Origin of the sequence: Trichocoleus sp. AS-A1, assembly GCF_039962015.1 — a bacterium.
In the GTDB taxonomy this organism is placed as follows: Bacteria; Cyanobacteriota; Cyanobacteriia; order Cyanobacteriales; family FACHB-T130; genus FACHB-T130.
The window spans coordinates 38,326-57,414 of record NZ_JAMPKG010000033.1; the positions used below are offsets into that span (position 1 = coordinate 38,326).

The window sequence follows — 19,089 nt, forward strand, 5'->3', positions numbered from 1 at the left end:
GACTACTGTTCTCCCCAAAGGAGTTCAAATCCATCCGGCTGGTTGTTGAGAAACTCCAAAAAGTCCGTTGACTCTTGCGAATCATCGGGAAAAATCGTTAATAGCTCAATAAAGCGATTCGTTGGCTTTACCTGCGGCTTGCCCTCTTGTTTGACCACTAGCACCTTGGGCGGATACATCCGATGCCAGAGACGACCAATTTGACCGATTTTTCCAGTAAGCGATGTCGCCTTAATACTTTTATTGCGATCGCCTCTGGAAATTCCCCTTTGATAGGGTTCGTGTAACCAAGAGATAGCAGCACATTCATCTCGTGTTTGAGCAATTCGCCCCCACACCTGAACGCGAGACGGATGCCATGCCTCTCGCCAATCTGCATGACGAGTGGGAGTAGGTGTTTTACCTCGCAACTGCATCCAGACCTTTGCTGTTTCCAGCACCGAATCAATAAATCCACCTACTTTTTTAGGATTCCAAACCCGAAGGGCGTGAGATTTATCCGGCTTTTGCGCCCACTGCCAATGACAACCAATTAACTTTTGATAGTCTTCGTTGTCGTAAAATAATCGGTGGTCGGCACGTCGCCACGACTTGCCAAATCCCCCTAGAACCATTGCAAACCACATCAAGTCAGTCACGAGGTTCTGCAATGCAGTTTTCTCCTCATCCGGTAAGGGGCGCGTTAATGACCAAATCACATCGCCTTCTACGTTATAAGTGGGTTGTTCGTAGCCATTTTGACCGAAAGTTCCTAACTTTAAATCGGTCGTTTGAAACCCTAATCCCAACAGTCCAACGGTTCCCGTTCCTTTAACGCCACCAAACAATTCTTCAACTAATTGCTCTGCTGTGTCTGCATCTGTTAAGCCGCCAAAAATCCGTAAGGCATGACCCCGCAGACTGGCACGGAAAATATTCGGGCGAAACTCTCCTGTATCATCAATTAACTTAGCCGCTTGTCCTTGTCCTTTTAAGCGCACCTGATAGAGGACTGAGTGTTGGGCTGCCTCAGCTTGTCCGTAACCTGCACAAACTCGCGTCCCCAGTCCAAATGCGATCGCATTTTTCCAAACTCGCCAAACTTCTTGCCATTGTTCGGGTGACAACGGTTTAATACTGGAGATACCAAATCGCAAGGTCGGTCGATCGAGGGACACTAGGGCATAAGCACTTTCACCACTTGTCCTTGAATTTGTTTGCTGGTTTTTAACTTGCCATCCTTGCTGGGGATGCACCAAATCGACTAAACCTTGCGTCCAATCATTAATCGGATAAGCGCCCTCAAACCGCAGCCGTCCGGGTGTAATCTCAGACTCATCCCCGCAGTAATCGTTGCAAGTACCGTATTGAAGTTCTCCTGCTTTTTCAGCCCGTTTGCAGGCACCTCGAAATGCCCCTTTCATACTGCTGCCGGGATAAAAGGGAATACCTTTGGCACCAATCACAGGACGAATCATGCCGTCGTCCTGTCCGCCATTGGTCACAAACCGCCAACTAATCTGGTAAGTTTTGGTTTGGTAAGTTGGTGTTTCTACATCTTGTGCCTTGTCAGCCGGAATAAATTCAGCTTTTTCAATCCATTCAGAAGCCCAAAACTGAACATCCTGCTTCTCACCGGCTTTCTTCTTGTTGGAATCAATATAATGCAGTTGGCTGCGTCCGCTGACCTGGGCGCGAAACATCATCGGCACTTTTTTATAGGCATCAGGAATCGATTTCATCGGCTAGCCTCCCGGTTTTGTACCGTTGCGTCCACCAGACAATGCAGTCACACAGTTGGGTTAAGACAGTGATCGCTACTCGTTGGTCTTCTATCGGCAATTGCCACAGCTTTGCAGACATTGCCTGAATCTCTTGCACTTTGTTAGGGTTTACAGTGTCGTTAGGGATCGTGACACCTGCTTGACCCATTACCTTTTGCAAGGCATCCCAGGTGGCTTTCCAATATCTGGACTTGGTTTCTTCCCTGCCTTTGAGTCGCAAATGTTCGCCCCAGAAGCGCTCTAATCCATAAGCGACTGCCATTCGCATTTTATAGGACTGATTCAGGGATTTTGGATCGCGCTCTCGTGCATCTAGCACTAACTTTTGAGCAATGCGGTCAAGTTCGTAAGATTTCCAACCCATTACTGATACTCTCCTGCTAACGAAACACGACAACGACCAAAACCAATTGACTCCAAACCACCGAAATACAACTCTGAAGAGTAAACGTCTGATGAATTCTCTTGTTCGCCAAACGGTTTCCAGCCTTTTCGTTTCAAAGCGATTGGAAACACCAAAACGCTTCCCTCTGGCAAAGCTTCAGTATTGAAGAATGCACCGCGATCGGTATCCACTTTTTTCATTTCATCGAGCAGCTTGACGCGACTTTGACGATACAGCGCCATATCATGCAGCATGGCAATATCGTTATCACCCACTACCACCAGCTTGTTCTTATCTAAATCGGTTCCAGGCGGAATCCAAGCGGATAAATCCTCTTCATGTTCCAGTTCAATAAACCCTAAATTAAAAAAGAGAATTTTGCCCCTTCCTGCCATCTGCCGACCTTCTAAACCCACCGCTGCGGTATAAGGGTCGGGTACATCCGCGTTAATTTTGGCAATCCGTTTGTAGCGCTTGAGCAGCAAGGGACAGGTGACAAAAACAACAGGTTGACCAGGGCAAAATACAGGCAACCAAAGCAGAGAAGCATATTCAAATTTGACTAGCGCTTCAGTCGTGCCGCCATCAGGGCGACCATCCACCGATTCATGCCCGTACCAAGTTTGCTCTTCACCCTGTTTATCCCCTCGCATATCAGCCCGAAAGCGTCCCCGGATCGAGCTACCCGGAATCATGCCCGTTTGGGTAAATTGGTCGCGAAAAATCAGGTTGAGATTGCCCGTTTCTTCCCCGGCAGTTGCCCCAACATGGACAGGTGCCAAGGCTTCAATTACTCCGTAGGCGCTGTGGTACATGACGGTAATCCTTGAATATCAATGGGTAAACACAAACCACACCCCAAATGTTTCAGGGGAAATCCTTCTTTGGGGAACCATTCGTCGGGAAACTCCCACCAAGTTTGATTGAGGGGGTGCTTGAAAACGTAAACACTGCCTGCTGGAACGGCGTAGCGTCCTCGACTCAGCCGTCCAGTTCTGCTAGGGTCATAGGACTCATCTACTGTTTCTATCTCTTGCTGGGAATGACCGAGGCGATATCGGTAAGAGATAGGTTTGTCCGTCAGCATTTTGAGTCCTTGCCGAGGAAAACTCGAATGATTTGGGTAACGGTAGGAGCATTTATTTGACCCCCAAACTCCCGGTGTAATCAGAGCAAAAGCGTGCTGAATCTTTTGGCTCAACAATCGATTAATTTTGTGTTTCTCTGAGAGATCGTGACTCTCAACCTCCACCAGATGACCTTCCCCTCCAAAGCGATACCAGCCATCGGGTAACTCATAGTTAGAGAGATACACTAAACAATAGTCTTCGTGAAATTGCACCGCATTTTCTAAGAACAGTCCATCTTTTTCCACGACGTGACGTTCTTCTGCTTTTATTCTGGGATGTAGAAATGAGACAAAATCCCACGGTGCTTTTGCGATCGCTTGCTGTTCTCGGAGTTCATTCGGGGGGAAATTCCAGCTATTAATCGATTGCCAACTATACTCAGGTTTCAACTCTTTGTTGGTACGTTCCCATCGATGTTGACCCAGACACCATTGATTGGATTCTGACGCAACTGCTTCTGGTGAATTTGATTTCTTTTTCACAAAAACCCATTTATCATCCTCTTTTTCGGCAATGACGTTATGCCAAGGAATCGGCACAAAAAATTGTTTGGGCGTGTCTTGTTTTGCCCAAAACGGACCAGAGATGACTAGATGATTTCTCAGTTCTGTGCGCTCGGCAAATTGATGTTCGCGATTGGCGTTGAAAAAGAGTCCCGCCAGCGTGGCAGTATCCGGAGGAAATTTAGCACCCGATTTACCTACTAAATTCTCTGGAGATAAAAAGGCTCCAGCACTGCCGTACATGAATCCCAACGGCTTAATCGTAATTAAATATTGGAATTTCGACATAACTGCCACCCCACTTGAATGAGATCGTTAATCCAATTCACAATTGCTCGATTGATGTCATTGCTATCTCCGACGATGTCACCCCATCGGCGTTGCTGGGAGAAGGTTTTTCCCGCATCGTTGAAATACAAGTTGAATAGGGCAATGGCAATCTGCTCTTGGGCGGAAATCCCATCCTTTTCTATTTCTTTTAATCGAATCGCATGACGTGTTTTTAACTGCGCCCAATCGTTGTAAATATGAGTCCAGTTAGGGTCTTGTCCCCAGCTTCTACCGCCGCGGTCGCGATAAGTTTTTAATATAGATAAGTAATTCCAAGGGCACGTCCACTGCACGTATTGACCGCTATTAAAAACCACTCGAATGGTTACGCGATCACGTCCCAAACTTTTCGCCCGTTTTTCCGCTTCTCGGCAGTGTTGTAAAATATCGCGTTGTGGCACTTGATGCCCAGCCCAAACAAAGCCCACGCTATAGGTAAATTTAAGGTCGAGTTGCTGCTGAATTGTGTTTTGCAGGTCTTTCCAGTGGTTTTCTAGGGTTAATAACCAGTTCAAAGCCTCTATGGGTTTTACTTTCTCTGGCTCTTCTAACTTTTTGGTTTCTTCACTATAAAGGACTCCTAAAAAATCATCACCACCTGCATAAATAACCCGTCCTTTCCCTTCAGGTAACAAATTTCGCTTTGCCTGAAACTCTCTTCCCCAATCCCTCATTAAGTGGGTGAATTTTTTTAAGTCTTTATCCCGTTTATTTGTATCATTTTCATGGCGGCTGGCAAGTTCTTTGAGCTTATCTCCAACCTTGTCACCATCGCCCATAAACCAGCCTGTCCAATATCCAGCCTCACGAGTGATATCTTTGAACTCTGGGTCATTCTTGTTCTTTTTGAGTTTTTCTATCTGAATGTCATCGGCGATTTGGTCATAGGTAATTAAACGCTTGACCAGTTCGGGAATACTTAGGCGTTCGTTGGGCGCAATGTATTTGCCAATTTCATCGGGTTTAGATTGTTCGTACTCTCTCAACTGTTGCAAAGACAGACTCGGTTTTCCAACCCGATAATCTGGGTTATCTAGCAACCAAGACAAGCGTCGATAAAAGAGTTCTTGCTCATTTTGTTCTAGTTTTGTCAGACTTCGCCCTGGTTGGTTGGACTCTTTCCCTAAGTGATGCCACGCGATCGCATCTGTCCCAGTTAAACTTGAACTTTCCCCTATCCAGTTAATTGCAATCCAATCTCGCTTTAGTTTGCGAGTTTCCAAGTCGTCCATTGCCTCTTGAACAGACTCCCCATACCCCCAAAAGATTTCCCAGGTATAGCTTCCCCATCGTTCCCACTCGCCCTTTTGCTTGCCTATTTGGTCTTCAGTTTGCGACCAATAATATTGGTTTTTGGGGATACCCAGGTTGTTTTCTACCCACTCTCGGCATACTTGTAAGATGGTTTGCCACTCCTTCAAAAGCGTATTTTTTACATCATTGCGATCAAATTTCCCTTCAATCAGAATTCGGTTGGGCATTCCTTCTTGGATAGTTGGCAATCCCGGTGAAATCACCTTTAGTCCTAAAGACTCTGCTTTTTGCACAAGCTTAGAACTTAAGAAAGATAAGATGAGCGAAGCTCCATACAAGTCTCGAAGTTTACGAGACTTTTCAATAAACGCCTGCACGGGGGCAAAGCTGATGGCGGTATATTCAGACATGAGTTAGCAGGATTTGCGGCGTAGTGACAGGTTTTCTCAAGGTGAGAGGTTCGGCTTTACCTGCATATCAGATGTGGTTTTTCACCACATCGGTTGTATTTGCTTAGAATCTGCAATACCGGAGTGCGGCACAATCCCCAGAGTTGTGTTTGCCAAAATGCTTCTGACACGAATTTATGTCCTTCTGTTGTGTCTCAAAAACACTATAACCAGAGGTCTTAGCTGGAGGCTAGAAGTCTCAAGCTATTGAAAGAAAAATTTTTATTACGCCTTAAATGCTTATTAATACTCAACTTGAGGGACTTTGCAGGGTTCTGGGATAAATATCGGCTTTTACTTGACATTTGACTTAAAAGCGAATAACACTGCCCCGCTTTAAGAAAAACTGTCCTCTATGAATGATTATCTCCCGACAGCATCGGGGGACTTTTTTGGGTTGGTTGAGTTAAGTAGTACTGCGCCAATTGATTTGGAATTTTTTGCGAACTGCTGCTTGCAGCGGTGCTTTGCAATCGCATCATTTCCACAGTCCTCGCAATACCCCGCCAGTTTCAGGCATTTTCAGACATTAATATACACCGCGTTTACTTAACAGCAAATGCGGTGTGTATTTGTTTTGGATTTTTTTCTTTAGTTTTTGGACTCGGAGCATTCCGGGTTTACACCTTTACAAAATACTCCGATTAGACAGGCTTTTACTACCTGTTGATTTGGGTTATCTGGACTGTGCCTCTCGCGTTAAGAGGGTGCCAGTCCCCAAATCAACAGTAGTTTTTCTTCTCGGTTTTGTCAAGAGTTGGTTAACCTTAACAGGTTAACTACTTCTTTTTAAGTGCGAAGAATTAATCCTTTGCAAAACACTTCAATTAGGCAGGCTTTATAGTTTCCATTCAAATAGTTTTCCCAGCGAGTGGGAAAGATGACCGCTCTAGAGGGTATTGCGGAAACTGGTTTGTTTCCATTCAATTTGTTTTCCCAGTACGTGGGAAAGTATTCCTGCTCAAGTTTACCCCCATATGAAGTGTAGTTCGTTTCCATTCAATTCGTTTTCTCAACAAGTGAGAAAGACGAACATCGTCTTTGAGGTGGACGGCATAACGTACTCGTTTCCATTCAATTCGTTTTCTCAACGAGTGAGAAGCAGACACACGAACCATTCTTCCGCTCCTCTTATGAGGAAGGGTTTCCATTCAAGTTGATTTCCCAGCGAGTGGGAAGCTGACATGTGTAACAGGTTGACAGCCTACCCAGGCGTTTCCATTCAAGTTGATTTCCCAGCGAGTGGGAAGCACTAAGGGACCTGGCTACGCAACTAGCGGGTCCAATAAGTTCCCATTCAAGTTGATTTCCCAGCGAGTGAGAAGTTTGGCTATTGCATTTTTCTTTCAACTTCTTCATCCGCGTTTCCATTCAAGTTGATTTCCCAGCGAGTGGGAAGTTAACGTTTCCATTCTGCAAGGAATTACAGATGGTTCGTTTCCATTCAAGTTGATTTCCCAGCGAGTGGGAAGACTATTTGAAAAAATCTGGGTCGCCTGAACTCTTTCGTTTCCATTCAAGTTGATTTCCCAGCGAGTGGGAAGTTTCTCATATTTTCTTTCTTAAATAACCAAATTTTCGTTTCCATTCAAGTTGATTTCCCAGCGAGTGGGAAGTCAAACAAACTTGAAGGGTTTTTTGTAGGTAGTACATTCGTTTCCATTCAAGTTGATTTCCCAGCGAGTGGGAAGCCAAGGGAAATATTTCGATCGGCGTGATGACTACAAGTTTCTATTCAAGTTGATTTCCCAGCGAGTGGGAAATCCAATTCAAATTCGGGGGTTCACGGCAGCGGCAAGTTTCCATTCAAGTTGATTTCCCAGCGAGTGGGAAGTTCTCCCCCCAGGAGGCATCGCATGGTCCGCTCAAGGTCAATTGTTTCCATTCAAGTTGATTTCCCAGCGAGTGGGAAGTTGATTTTGAATGCTTTCTATATTGCTCCTACAGGGTTTCCATTCAAGTTGATTTCCCAGCGAGTGGGAAGTTTGTCGTAATTAAAAATGGTACGAGACATAATCGTTTCCATTCAAGTTGATTTCCCAGCGAGTGGGAAGTACACATAAGCCAAGCAGTATTTCGACCAACTGTATGGTTTCCATTCAAGTTGATTTCCCAGCGAGTGGGAAGAACCCATAACAATGGTAACGGTACAGGAGCTTGCGTTTCCATTCAAGTTGATTTCCCAGCGAGTGGGAAGTTCGGTTCAGCAGTCAGCCCACGCTGACCAGATTGTTTCCATTCAAGTTGATTTCCCAGCGAGTGGGAAGTTCTTAACCAGAACATGCAACGCCCGGAACTCCAGGTTTCCATTCAAGTTGATTTCCCAGCGAGTGGGAAGAAGTTTTAATTGTAGGGCCAACAGGTGGGTATACATGGTTTCCATTCAAGTTGATTTCCCAGCGAGTGGGAAGGTCCTTTCATTTGTTGGTTTCTGGTTTTAACCATTTAACGTTTCCATTCAAGTTGATTTCCCAGCGAGTGGGAAGAGTTCGTTCAGTAGCCCTTATCCCGTAAAGGTTTCAGCCGCCTCTCTCGACGCATCTCTAAAAACAGTAACATATGCTTCCAAGAATTGAGCCAAACACATACCTCAAACCCTTTCCCTGTAAGGTATCGACACACCTTAACGAAAAATATAGGGTTTCGGCGATTTGCTGAGGTGTGTCGATTAGCTTCATTGGACGCTTTTCTGATGCAATTTTTAAAAGTTAGTAGCTTGACTTATCGCCAAGATTAGTATGTATCAGGGCACTCATCAGCTGACAGCTTGCCAGCTCAGACTACAATGACACTCGCTAACTAACTTCGCAATAAAAAGACAATATCGAAACGATACTCAATGTGCAGACTCTCATGCCAGAGAAAGTAAAGTAACAGCGCTGATAAATTACATCACTATTAATATTGCCTTTTAATTAATCGTTAAATAAGGCTAGCGCTAATGTAGAATCCTATGCCCAAGAAACCCCAACCTCACCCCTATGGCGATCGCCTTTCCTTTGAACGCATCCTGCTCTTGATTGCCACTTTAGTACAGTATCCAGGTATCGGTAGCCCCGATTCACACGAGTCCTCATCTCAGGACAAACACCACGACGCATTAGAAGCAGTGCAAACCCAACTGCGACAAGTCGCTACAGCCATAGGAATCAACTTTCCAGATGGGTATCCCGCCCTAGCCACCATTCGCAAAGACTTGCAAACACTTCGCGACTACAGCATTTTAGACTGCCGTATGTATCGCTGGGGCTATTACCTCGGCACTGGGGCAATGACCAAAGACCAATTAAAAGTTGCCTTTAATGCTCTTGCATCCCTTGCTCATTATCAAGGCGACCCCCAAGTGCGGCAGATTTACCAAACTTTGGAACGACGATTGCGGGGACTAAACCTAGAAGAACAAGAGGATTTCTTTTACCCAGTCCGCGCTTACCTAAACCGTCCCATTATCTATACCGACCCGGATGAGATGATAGCCAAAGGGAAAAACCGCCATTCTCTATGCCACTGTTTGGAGACAGTGGAAAACGCGATCGCGCAGGGTCAAATCATTGAAATTTACCGCCAATCGGAACCTTATCAACAGCAGACTGGCTACCTGCAAATTTATCCGTTGCAATTGTTTTATCATGATATCGCCTGGTATCTTCTTTACGAAGAAGCCCGAACGCCTTCTTTATATACAGAATCTGAAATCCAACATCTAGAAGTCGGACGATTAGACCGTTTTAAAGACTATTGCCGAATTATTCAAAAGCAAGGAAGAGGACAAAAAGCACAGCTTTCTAGCCTCAAACTCGCACAAAAATTGATGAATATCGGCTGGGGTATTTTTTTAGGAAAACCCCAGGAGCAGCAATTAGAACGCTTGGGACATTTACCATTAGAAGAAGTGAAAGTAAGATTTTTTCCCCCAGCGACAACGTTTATTTTAGAAGGGGAATGCCGCCATCCCAGCCAAAAGATTCGCCTCGGAAAGAAAAATAACTCTGGGGAATATGAGTTCGTCGATTACATTGTGAAACTACCCCGTCGTTCCTTCCATGAATTGACACGCTGGATTTACCGACACATGGGGAATGCCCAAGTGCGCTCGCCGCAGGATTTAGTTGAAGAGCATCGTCAAGCGGCTCAATCTTTAGCTGCACGATACAGTTAGTTATTCGTCAAATGTCATTGGTTATTAGTAGGACTTAGATAAAAGTCAAGGCGAAAATGGCTTAAGACTTAGATAGAGAAAGACTTTCAGCTCGAATATGCATAAATATTGTATTCACAAAGGTTTCAGGCATTTTTAGGTCATCAACCTCTTTCCCTTGTCCAAAAAGCTTCCCAGCTTTTTTAGAGCCTTGAAATTTGTTTAAGTCCCGCTAACGGTCTTCTCTGATTAAATTCCCCTGCTCGTCGTACCACTTACACGACAAGTATTTACTGTTGACATAACCGACCCGTTCTGTAACTTGGGAGTTGGGACCCTTAATGACTTTAACTTCATCCCAAACTCCTCCATTCTCGTCAACCGTACCACTCAACGCTTGAACAATATTGCCATTGTTCAACCCTGCAAAGGGTCTACCATTGGGTTGGGGACGCAAGGCTAGCTGTCCCTGTTGCAGCCCCCGTACTGTACAGATAGCAGTTGCGTCATAGAAATCAGCACGGGCTTGGTTGCTGAAAACGGAAATTCCTAGTCCTGTCAAAACTAATAAGCGAACTATTGAAGTGCGTGACATGAAACCTCACTAATCATTTATAAGAGTACATTGCACGCGCAGGAAATCCTCGCGAATCCAACCCTTAGCTCCGCTTTTTGGGAAACCGATTCTATACCAACCATTCCCCTGCCCATCTTGCTCGTAATCCACTTCTGGAGGAGATACAGTCAGAACCTGAACGCGATCGCCTGCCAAGCCGTAACCCAAACTCTTATAATTCGACCCAGGCCCAGAACGCAGCGTGATTCGAGAGTTTGGCTCGTTAGCGGTTAGGGTTGCCCGACATTGAGAACGCTCGTTACCGAAAGTATACTGAGCTAAAACAGCAGGGGTTGGGATGGAAAATGCAGTCGTGCTTATAGCTAACCAAGGTATCAATCTTTTAAATTTCACAAATTCTCTCTCTTGCTTTTGCAAAGGGTACTCGCTAGTGTTAGTGTTCCCAGGACATCTCTGCTAAATCTCACGAGAAAGCGATCACGTCAAAAAATCTTGAGGCGGTTGATTTTATCGGAAAAGCTCCTATCATTACCCTTCGCTGCGGTTTTAAGCACTTAGCGCGATCGCTTCTGCTGTCGTCTCCGTTTTAAGTCTTCAGCCTGTCAAATATCCACCAGTTCCTCCTCCTCCCACCTTTCACCATTCGATTTAACTAGGCGTTACGCGAGTTTTCGGAGTTCGGAATCTGAAGCGCGATTGCCTTCTAGTAACTAATTAATCCGTTCCACAGCAATTTCAGCATCAGCCGCCAGTCTCCCAAGTACCCAGTCGCGGTTACTCAATGTTTCTTCAATCAGAGATGCGATCGTGGGTACAGAAGGCGGTGCAGTCGATGCAGTCACTACTACTGAAGTCTCAGACAGTGGGGAGTCTTCCTGCTGTTGCTGTTTTTCGATCCAGTTAGCGATCGCTTGCTCTAAACCGATATGAATATCCTGACCCAAACTTTTACAAATTCCCTTGAATTTCAGCAGCCATCTCAAGCGCGATCGCGTCGTCCCCCTGGAAATCCAGTCAATGCCATTCTCAGCTTTGGGTATCAAGTACTGTGGAATCATTTACTGAGCCTGATTGAACTTCAAGGGCTTGATCCTTATCATGCCTGTCTTCACCAGGGAACAGAACGTCATGCAGCCTTAGCCTCTGACCTAATTGAAGAGTTTCGTGCTCCTATCGTCGATTCTATAACTCTTTATTTAGTCAATCGGGGTGTGATGATTGCAAGCCAAGACTTTGAATATTACGACGGGGGCTGCTATCTTAATGACTCCGGGCGCAAGAAGTATCTACGAACGTTTTTGCAACGGATGGAGGAATCAATCCAAGTAGAGGATGGAGATCCGCAGCCGCGTTGGGATTCTCTGATGCATCAGGTGAAAGCTTATAAGCGATGCGTTTATGCTCCCCGTACTACCTATCAGCCTTACTTAATTCGCTAGGCGATCTTTATGTTATTTTATGTGGTGACTTATGACATACCTTGTGATAAACGTCGCAGAAAAATATCAAACCTATTAGAGGGGTACGGACGCCGAGTTCAGTACAGTAGACCTCTTGCATGAATCAGGAAGAGGAGGCAAGCTCAAAGTTAATAATGGCAGCAATCAAGTTGAATCGTAAGCCAAAGCGCCTGCGTCGATTCCGGTAACGCTCTGCCAGGATGCGAAAGACCTTCAGCTTGCGATTGATGTGCTCTGCTACTACTCGCAACCGTGCTAACAACCGATTGTGCTGACGCTCAAACTTGTTCAGCTTGGCTTTGCGTGACTTCTTGGTTGGGGTACAACTGCTTGGATGCAGTTTTGCCATGCCTTGATATCCCTTGTCAGCCTTTCCAAAGTTGCTCTGGCAGCATCGGGATACGATTGAGCTTGAACTTTTCGCTAATCATGCACTCGCCCTTTACCAAATGCTGTGCAGATGATCTGCCCGTTGGCTTGGTTGACCATCACTTGGGCTTTCAACGTGTGCCGTTTCTTCTTGCCACTGTAGTAGCCTCGCTGTTTTTTTTTGGACGTTCGATTGGACTCTCAGTCACATCGACCACCAACACATTCCAGGTGTAAGCGTTGGCATAAAGCTGCTTTTTTCCAGGTAAGCTGAACTTGCCAGAGCGCATTAGCAACGTTTCTACCTTCGTGGGGGAGGCGACACACCGCTGACTCACTGATTCCCCAACTGCTCGCAATATGAAACTGGGTGCGATATTCTCGCTCCTACTCCAGCACAACCAGCAGTTGGTCTTCGACGCCGAGTTTTGGCTGTCCACCTCGGAAGCCGCGACGATCGAGATGCGGACGCAGGATCTCGACCATCTGCAAGGGAGGTGTCTTGATGAACACCACATCTGCGCTTAAAGGCACTGGGCTTGAGGGATTTGATTTGCTCGTAGGTCATCGCTAGTTCCTCCTTAACCTACTTCTACCTATTCACGCAAGAGGTCTAGTGTCTTTGAGTGTGTCTTAGCTCCATCAAAGTACGAGGAATTACGCCAGAGACTTCAAAAGAAAGTCAATGTAGAGGAAGATAGTGTGCGTTTTTATCCTCTTTCTCGACACACCCTGAGTCAAGTAGACGTTTGGGGCGGTCTTCCGTTAACACAAGTACCGGGTTCAGTGATTATTTAGCTGCTGTGCGAGGGATTTGACTAATGGCTAGACTCCCTGATTTGGTGTTAGATCCCTCGCTCCCTGATGTAGTAAGACTTCCAGCGTTGTGAAGCTATGAGGTATTAGGAATTTTTGCGCCCCAAACAGGATCTCTCGCTAGCGCTGGCTGGACAATAGGCGGCGTAGGAGTTTCAATAGAGGTGAGTCCCTACTCGCTAGGGAAATTAATTGAATGGAAACTCGAAATAGTGCGGTAGCCATAACATATCGGTGAAGTCAATTTCAGTCCCTAATCTTTAGGAAAATTAATTGAATGAAAGCTTGGTTATCTCGTAACCTCTAAAGCTGAAGTTTGAAGCCCCTACTCGCTAGAGAAACTAATTAAATGCAAACTCATCTAGCATCGTCATACTGGAGTTGAACTGAACTGGTCCCTACCCGCTAAGGAAACTAATTGAATGCAAACATAATTGACACCAGCCACCCTTCTAATACAGGGAATTTTTGAGGTTCCTACTCGGTAGGGAAACTAATTAAATGCAAACTCTTCTATATTAGGATTAAAGTAATAAGTTACATAATCGCAGGTTCCTACTCGCTAGGGAAACGAATTGGGTAGAAACGTGACGAAACGGTCTAATTGCTTCGTCAACATTTTTCTACAAGTCCCTACTCGCTAGGGAAACTAATTGAATGGAAACCTGTAGAACACCCTTTCGTTAAGCGCCGCCAGCAGAGAATTGTCCCTACTTGCTAGGGAAACTAATTGAATGGAAACTGGTTGGCTGAAATTTCTCTGATTTGATAAAGATAAGTCCCTACTCGCTAGGGAAATTAATTGAATGGAAACGCCAGTAGTTCAAACTGCTTGTGTTCGATCAGCCAATCCGCGATCGCGGGTCTCTACTCGCTAGAGAAATGAATTGAATGGAAACACTCCCGGTACTTGTGCAAGGCATTGAAAGCCTTTTAATAGTCCCTACTCGCTAGGGAAATTAATTGAATGGAAACTAAAACTCCACTAATTGTTGAACTTTGTTGTGTGCATCCAGTCCCTACTCGCTAGGGAAATTAATTGAATGGAAACGTGATTGAGACAAACGGAGCCAAGCCGCTTGGCGTCACCAAAAGCACCCCAGTCCCTACTCGCTAGGGAAATTAATTGAATGGAAACGCAAATGGAGCCAAGCCTTGTGGGGTTTCCACGAAAACTCCAGCCCCTACTCGCTAGGGAAATTAATTGAATGGAAACTTCGATTGCGGAGAAGGGTGCAATATTTTCCCTAACTCCCTACTCGCTAGGGAAATTAACTGACTGGAAACGAATACTGATAATCACCCGTGTATTCGTATGATCCGTCCCTACTCGCTAGGGAAATTAATTGAATGGAAACTGCAAGTGCAGGATTAGCTTCTACCATTGTGTTGAAAGTGTTCAGTCCCTACTCGCTAGGGAAATTAATTGAATGGAAACGCGCTCTTGCGTTTCTTGGTTTGGCTGGTCTTCCAATACTTGTCCCTACTCGCTAGGGAAATTAATTGAATGGAAACAACTCTCCATCGTTTATATGGCATCTAGTCATGTAATTAATGGTCCCTACTCGCTAGGGAAATTAATTGAATGGAAACGGCAAAGCTCTTTTCAGCATCGTTTGCAGTTTCCACCGGAGCTAATGTCCCTACTCGCTAGGGACATTAATTGAATGGAAACGGTATTCTCTATCTGAGATTGCTGCAATTCTGTAAGAAAGTTGGGTCCCTACTCGCTAGGAAAATTAATTGAATGGAAACTTTAAATTGCTAAGCTGCGCCAGTTCTGACATTTGAGTCCCTACTCGCTAGGGAAATTAATTGAATGGAAACAACATCATTTCCAGCATTCTGTACACCGGAGTACCCGCCTTAACGAGTCCCTACTCGCTAGGGAAATTAATTGAATGGAAACGTGATTGAGGCAAACGGAGCCAAGCCGCTTGGCGTCACCAAAAGCACCCCAGTTCCTACTCGCTAGGAAAATTAATTGAATGGAAACCTCCCTACAGAATCCTTCCAGTTTTCATAAAAAGCGTCCCTACTCGCTAGGGAAATTAATTGAATGGAAACGTGATTGAGGCAAACGGAGCCAAGCCGCTTGGCGTCACCAAAAGCACCCCAGTTCCTACTCGCTAGGAAAATTAATTGAATGGAAACGCAAATGGAGCCAAGCCGTATGGGGTTTCTACGAAAACTCTAGTCCCTACTCGTTAGGGAAACTAATTGAATGGAAACAGTGAAGGTGTTCAAAGATTGATTAGCGCGAAGCGATCCCTACTCCTTAGGGAAACTAATTGAATGGAAACTGATTATTCTTTATTTGCAACGACCAAAGCGTTCCTGGGCTGACCATTAACGTCCCTACTCGCTAGGGAAACTAATTGAATGGAAACCTAATTCATTACCTGCAACTTTTACCTCTTGTGCTGCGACAAAGATCCCTACTCGATAGGGAAACTAATTGAATGGAAACTCATCGATCTTGGTATTTGAAACCGCATAGGGATGGTTGTCCCTACTCGCTAGGGAAACTAATTGAATAGAAACGGTTATATCGCTTAACCAACTCTGCAAGTTGATAATTAAACCGTTAAGTCAATTCATCCAAACGTCCCTACTCGCTAGGGAAACTAATTGAATGGAAACTCCACCTGCATCAAGAGCATTAGCTCCTCTTCAGTGGCATAAATTCGTCCCTACTCGCTAGGGAAATTAATTGAATGGAAACTCCATCACAATCTTGAAGGTGAAAAGGTTCACGTAACCCATCGCACGTCCCTACTTGCTAGGGAAACTAATTGAATAGAAACTTGATATACCCCTGCACCAGTGTGTGCGTAACCCATTGCACTAAGTCCCTACTCGCTAGGGAAATTAATTGAATGGAAACTCTAAGGGATAAGTAAACAATCTTATCCCTTTCTTGTCCCTACTCGCTAGGGAAATTAATTGAATGGAAACTAAAAGATCCCATGATTGTCAGCCATTTGTTTAGCGTCCCTACTCGCTAGGGAAATTAATTGAATGGAAACTCACCATCAGCCAACCCTGGAATGCACACCTCATCATCGTCCCTACTCGCTAGGGAAATTAATTGAATGGAAACCAGTCGCGCTCAATGCCGGTGCCGCTGCTGTGTCCGGTGCGTCCTCGCGTCCCTACTCGCTAAGGAAATTAATTGAATGGAAACTAGGAGGTTCAGACCCGAGGACAGCACCTGGAGGATCACGAGGGTCCCTACTCGCTAAGGAAATTAATTGAATGGAAACCTTTGCTTGAATTTTTTTAGCAACGAACCAACGTCAGAAAATCTCAATCCGTCGCGACGGATTGAGAAAAGATTGAGAACTTTAAATTCTCTAAGACCTGACAGATACCCTTTTCTGGCACTTTGGGAAAATTTGATGAACTTATCCGGTTACAACCCACAAAAAATCAAGCTTTCACCCCAGTTTTACAGAGCAGGGTTAGACTGCTATTTGTAAGTGATCGCACGATTGTGGCAGGCTCTTGTACCGGCAAGCATATTGGGTATTACTGCACTTTAACCATTGTGCTGGCATGGTTGCCGAGCGATCGCATACAATCGGACAGAGAATGAATGGCAGCAGCTCCCTACAGATATCTACGCGACTGGAGAGTTGCTGCAATCAAAAACTCCATTAGGCCGAGTAAACCACCCCGCAACCTGCACTGAAGACAGGTCAGATGAGATGGTTCGCAAAACACTAATTACTCCTGGGCGACCACTTTAGGTTTTGGCTTGGGTTTTGGGGCAGAGGTAGTTTTACGAGGAGGGAGGGCAGCATCGTTATGGGAACGCCCCTCATCGAACTGACGAGCTTTTGAAGCCGCCAGCCTTGTCTTGGCAACCTCAAGCTTATCCTTCTTACCCGCTTTCAGGTAGTTAGGAGGCTTAGAACTAGGAATAGCTAAAAGGGAAACAAATTCAAAAGTGTTTCGTTCGCTGTTAAACCGAGCCTTGATCTGGACAAAAGACGCTTTACCCCTCTCTTCTTTCTCCAGCTTGGGGTTGAATCGAAATGGAGGCACAGGGGCATCTCGCCAGAGGACAGGAATATGAGAAGCCTTCATGAAATTCACTTTTTTGTCCAACTGTGCCGATTTAATGAATTCAAGGCGTTGCTGATTGAAGTTCTTAAACACGGAAATGCATGGGATTCGGCAAACGGGAATGAACTGCCATAAACGGGGTCTGAGTAGTAACGGAACAGAAAGTCACGCTAAGAGGTGTACCAGTTGAACATACTGAGAATTAGAAGCCTGAAACCCTTGGTATTCCGTTCAAGATTTTTGTACCAAATAGCCTACTCTCTAGATGGGACGAATAATTCTTTATCTTGATTAAGCAGGGAAACTAATCTGCGCTTGTTTGCTCTCCATGCAGGGGGATATGAAACGCATGACTCTTCCATTCAGAGGAAACTTTAATGCTTGTCGTTGGAGGGAAGCGCAGAAAAAGTTAGTTTACTTGCTCTGAGAGTCAGAACAACTCAGTGGTAAAACTAGAGTTGAGAATATAAGGAATATTAATTATCAGGCTGGCAGCAGGCCAGTAGAGGTGTCTTGGCAATCTTATTCAATCCTACTGACCGCAAAAGTTCTTCCCACTCTGTCTTAGCAATCGAGTCATTAGGACTAGAAAGGCGCATCTGCGCTAGGGTTGCTAGAGTATCATGCCAAATCCCAGCTTTGGCATAGAGGATAGCTCGCTCTAGCGGTGCTGCCGACTCTAGTTCTTTTATTAGAGAAGAGTTCAATTCAATCCGTTGAATTACGCCTCCTATATCTAGGGAAGAAAATGGGAGATCTGGATCAATAGCAAAAAGTTCTAAATCAAAAATTACAACAAACGACCAAAAGTAAAGTTTGTTAATTTTTAGAAGATGTTTGGGTTCATCGTTAGGGAGAGTAATACTGATTATTCCTGGAGCGTCAGGAACAACAGTAGTTTCATAAATTTCTTCGTTGGTATCAATATCTGTCAGCACAAACTTTACTGCTTGTGGTCTAGACGAATTTTCATTGTTAGAGTGTCTACCAACTACACCAACAAAAAAGAAGAAGGTTGGAGATTCTGATGCGGTTAGCCCAAAGTTTGTGTCTTCCAGATTATCGTTGCGGCTATGTGGGCTATGTCCTGAAGTCTGATAAATTACTGCTCGTGGAGTAACAGCCTGAACGCAATCTCTACTTCTTCCATGAGATGCAGACCCCCCATTATTTCGCAGTTGGTCTACTATTGCTGGACTCAGAACTGAGGGGTGAAAACGTACCTGGCTATTTGGTGAAATCTCAAGATTTGCAGAATTTTCTGCTTGTCGAACTATTGCTGGCGGTGAGTCGATTTGGGAGTTTGGGATGTTGCAGTAGTGGTACACTGGCTGAATCAGTGCTAATTCACTCAGGGTAAGACCAGATTCTGCGACCCACTTATCAAGCGCAGGAAACGTCATCTCGGTTATATAAGCGTTATTAGCTTGATCGGCAATTTGAGACGCTAAGTCCGAGTATCCTGTAGCAATCAGCAGATGCGCTACCGCGCACACTTGCCCATCACGGTCAATAAAACAGGGGGTTGTTTGGTGCGGTAGCGAGTAGTTTCGGGGAAATTGTCCACTCAACCAGTATTCGTGAAGAAGGTCGAGGTAACGGAGCCGCAGTGGGTTAATGGCTTTTAGTTTGATTTTGCTTGAGATAGTTCTAAGTTGATGCTCAACACTTCTAAGATGCCGGCGTATCCGGATGTCTTCTATCTGATGTGCGATTGTTAACGCATCTTCTTCAACTGGAGAATGATTTGGGAGTGTAACCATAAAAAGAGTTTTACAAGTTGAATAAATTTGGTTTAAGCATATCTGACTTCCGGGATTTATGCTGGTTAATTGTTTATTAGA

The 19,089-nt window shown here is 45.0% G+C and carries 11 protein-coding genes, 4 pseudogenes and 2 CRISPR repeat arrays; of the genes and pseudogenes, 4 read left to right on the forward strand and 11 right to left on the reverse strand.

Annotated features, from left to right (window positions below; genetic code table 11):
- Positions 1–2 precede the first annotated feature (2 nt).
- Genes NC994_RS21520 through NC994_RS21540 form a run of 5 tightly spaced genes read right to left on the reverse strand, consistent with a single transcriptional unit; the run spans position 3 to position 5,775 of the window.
- A complete protein-coding gene (locus tag NC994_RS21520) occupies positions 3–1,721 on the reverse strand; it encodes an RAMP superfamily protein (protein WP_190433846.1) in 1,719 nt (572 codons plus the stop codon).
- Positions 1,705–2,127 carry a hypothetical protein gene (locus tag NC994_RS21525; RefSeq protein ID WP_190433848.1) on the reverse strand — a complete coding sequence of 141 codons (423 nt, stop codon included), beginning with the start codon at positions 2,125–2,127 and terminating at the stop codon, positions 1,705–1,707. The genes NC994_RS21520 and NC994_RS21525 overlap by 17 nt, the downstream gene beginning before the upstream one ends.
- The gene (locus NC994_RS21530; RefSeq protein ID WP_190433850.1) at positions 2,127–2,963 is read right to left on the reverse strand and encodes an RAMP superfamily CRISPR-associated protein; all 837 of its coding nucleotides are present in this window, start codon (positions 2,961–2,963) and stop codon (positions 2,127–2,129) included. The genes NC994_RS21525 and NC994_RS21530 overlap by 1 nt, the downstream gene beginning before the upstream one ends.
- Positions 2,939–4,069 carry a type III-B CRISPR module-associated Cmr3 family protein gene (locus tag NC994_RS21535; RefSeq protein WP_190433851.1) on the reverse strand — a complete coding sequence of 377 codons (1,131 nt, stop codon included), beginning with the start codon at positions 4,067–4,069 and terminating at the stop codon, positions 2,939–2,941. Before NC994_RS21535 ends, NC994_RS21530 begins: the two co-directional genes overlap by 25 nt.
- Positions 4,048–5,775, reverse strand: a complete 1,728-nt coding sequence (locus NC994_RS21540; protein WP_190433854.1) for a type III-B CRISPR-associated protein Cas10/Cmr2 — start codon at positions 5,773–5,775, stop codon at positions 4,048–4,050. Before NC994_RS21540 ends, NC994_RS21535 begins: the two co-directional genes overlap by 22 nt.
- An 882-nt stretch (positions 5,776–6,657) precedes the next feature.
- A CRISPR array of direct repeats spans positions 6,658–8,299; the repeat unit is 35 nt; unit sequence GTTTCCATTCAAGTTGATTTCCCAGCGAGTGGGAA.
- Positions 8,300–8,767: 468 nt separating this feature from the next.
- Between NC994_RS21540 and NC994_RS21545 the strand changes: the two genes are divergently transcribed.
- On the forward strand, positions 8,768–9,973 hold the full coding sequence (locus tag NC994_RS21545) for a WYL domain-containing protein (RefSeq protein ID WP_190433856.1): 1,206 nt from the start codon (positions 8,768–8,770) through the stop codon (positions 9,971–9,973).
- 211 nt (positions 9,974–10,184) lie between these two features.
- Here the strand turns inward: NC994_RS21545 and NC994_RS21550 are convergent, their stop codons facing one another.
- The 3 genes from NC994_RS21550 to NC994_RS21560 form a co-directional block, all read right to left on the reverse strand.
- On the reverse strand, positions 10,185–10,547 hold the full coding sequence (locus tag NC994_RS21550; protein WP_190433857.1) for a hypothetical protein: 363 nt from the start codon (positions 10,545–10,547) through the stop codon (positions 10,185–10,187).
- A gap of 9 nt (positions 10,548–10,556) precedes the next feature.
- Positions 10,557–10,922 carry an SH3 domain-containing protein gene (locus NC994_RS21555; RefSeq protein ID WP_347276936.1) on the reverse strand — a complete coding sequence of 122 codons (366 nt, stop codon included), beginning with the start codon at positions 10,920–10,922 and terminating at the stop codon, positions 10,557–10,559.
- Between the two features lie 317 nt (positions 10,923–11,239).
- Positions 11,240–11,473, reverse strand: coding sequence for a hypothetical protein (locus NC994_RS21560; RefSeq protein WP_190433858.1), 234 nt, complete (start codon positions 11,471–11,473; stop codon positions 11,240–11,242).
- Positions 11,474–11,512: 39 nt separating this feature from the next.
- Between NC994_RS21560 and cas1 the strand changes: the two are divergent.
- Both cas1 and cas2 (NC994_RS21570) read left to right on the forward strand, forming a co-directional pair.
- Positions 11,513–11,968 (forward strand): annotated as a pseudogene (gene cas1 / locus NC994_RS21565) (CRISPR-associated endonuclease Cas1); the annotation flags it as partial.
- 9 nt (positions 11,969–11,977) lie between these two features.
- Positions 11,978–12,076 (forward strand): annotated as a pseudogene (gene cas2, locus NC994_RS21570) (CRISPR-associated endonuclease Cas2); the annotation flags it as partial.
- Between the two features lie 16 nt (positions 12,077–12,092).
- Here cas2 (NC994_RS21570) and NC994_RS21575 read toward each other — a convergent pair.
- Positions 12,093–12,926 (reverse strand): annotated as a pseudogene (locus tag NC994_RS21575) (IS5 family transposase).
- 41 nt (positions 12,927–12,967) lie between these two features.
- On the opposite strand from NC994_RS21575, the pseudogene cas2 (NC994_RS21580) reads away from it, so the two are divergent.
- A pseudogene (gene cas2, locus NC994_RS21580) lies at positions 12,968–13,156 on the forward strand (CRISPR-associated endonuclease Cas2); the annotation flags it as partial.
- Between the two features lie 189 nt (positions 13,157–13,345).
- Positions 13,346–16,440: direct repeats of the CRISPR family, unit length 36 nt; unit sequence GTCCCTACTCGCTAGGGAAATTAATTGAATGGAAAC.
- A gap of 463 nt (positions 16,441–16,903) precedes the next feature.
- Here the strand turns inward: cas2 (NC994_RS21580) and NC994_RS21585 are convergent.
- On the reverse strand, positions 16,904–17,266 hold the full coding sequence (locus tag NC994_RS21585) for a hypothetical protein (RefSeq protein WP_190433872.1): 363 nt from the start codon (positions 17,264–17,266) through the stop codon (positions 16,904–16,906).
- A 455-nt stretch (positions 17,267–17,721) separates the two neighbouring features.
- Complete coding sequence (locus NC994_RS21590; protein ID WP_190433874.1) at positions 17,722–19,008, reverse strand: DUF928 domain-containing protein; 1,287 nt, start codon at positions 19,006–19,008, stop codon at positions 17,722–17,724.
- Positions 19,009–19,089: the final 81 nt, after the last annotated feature.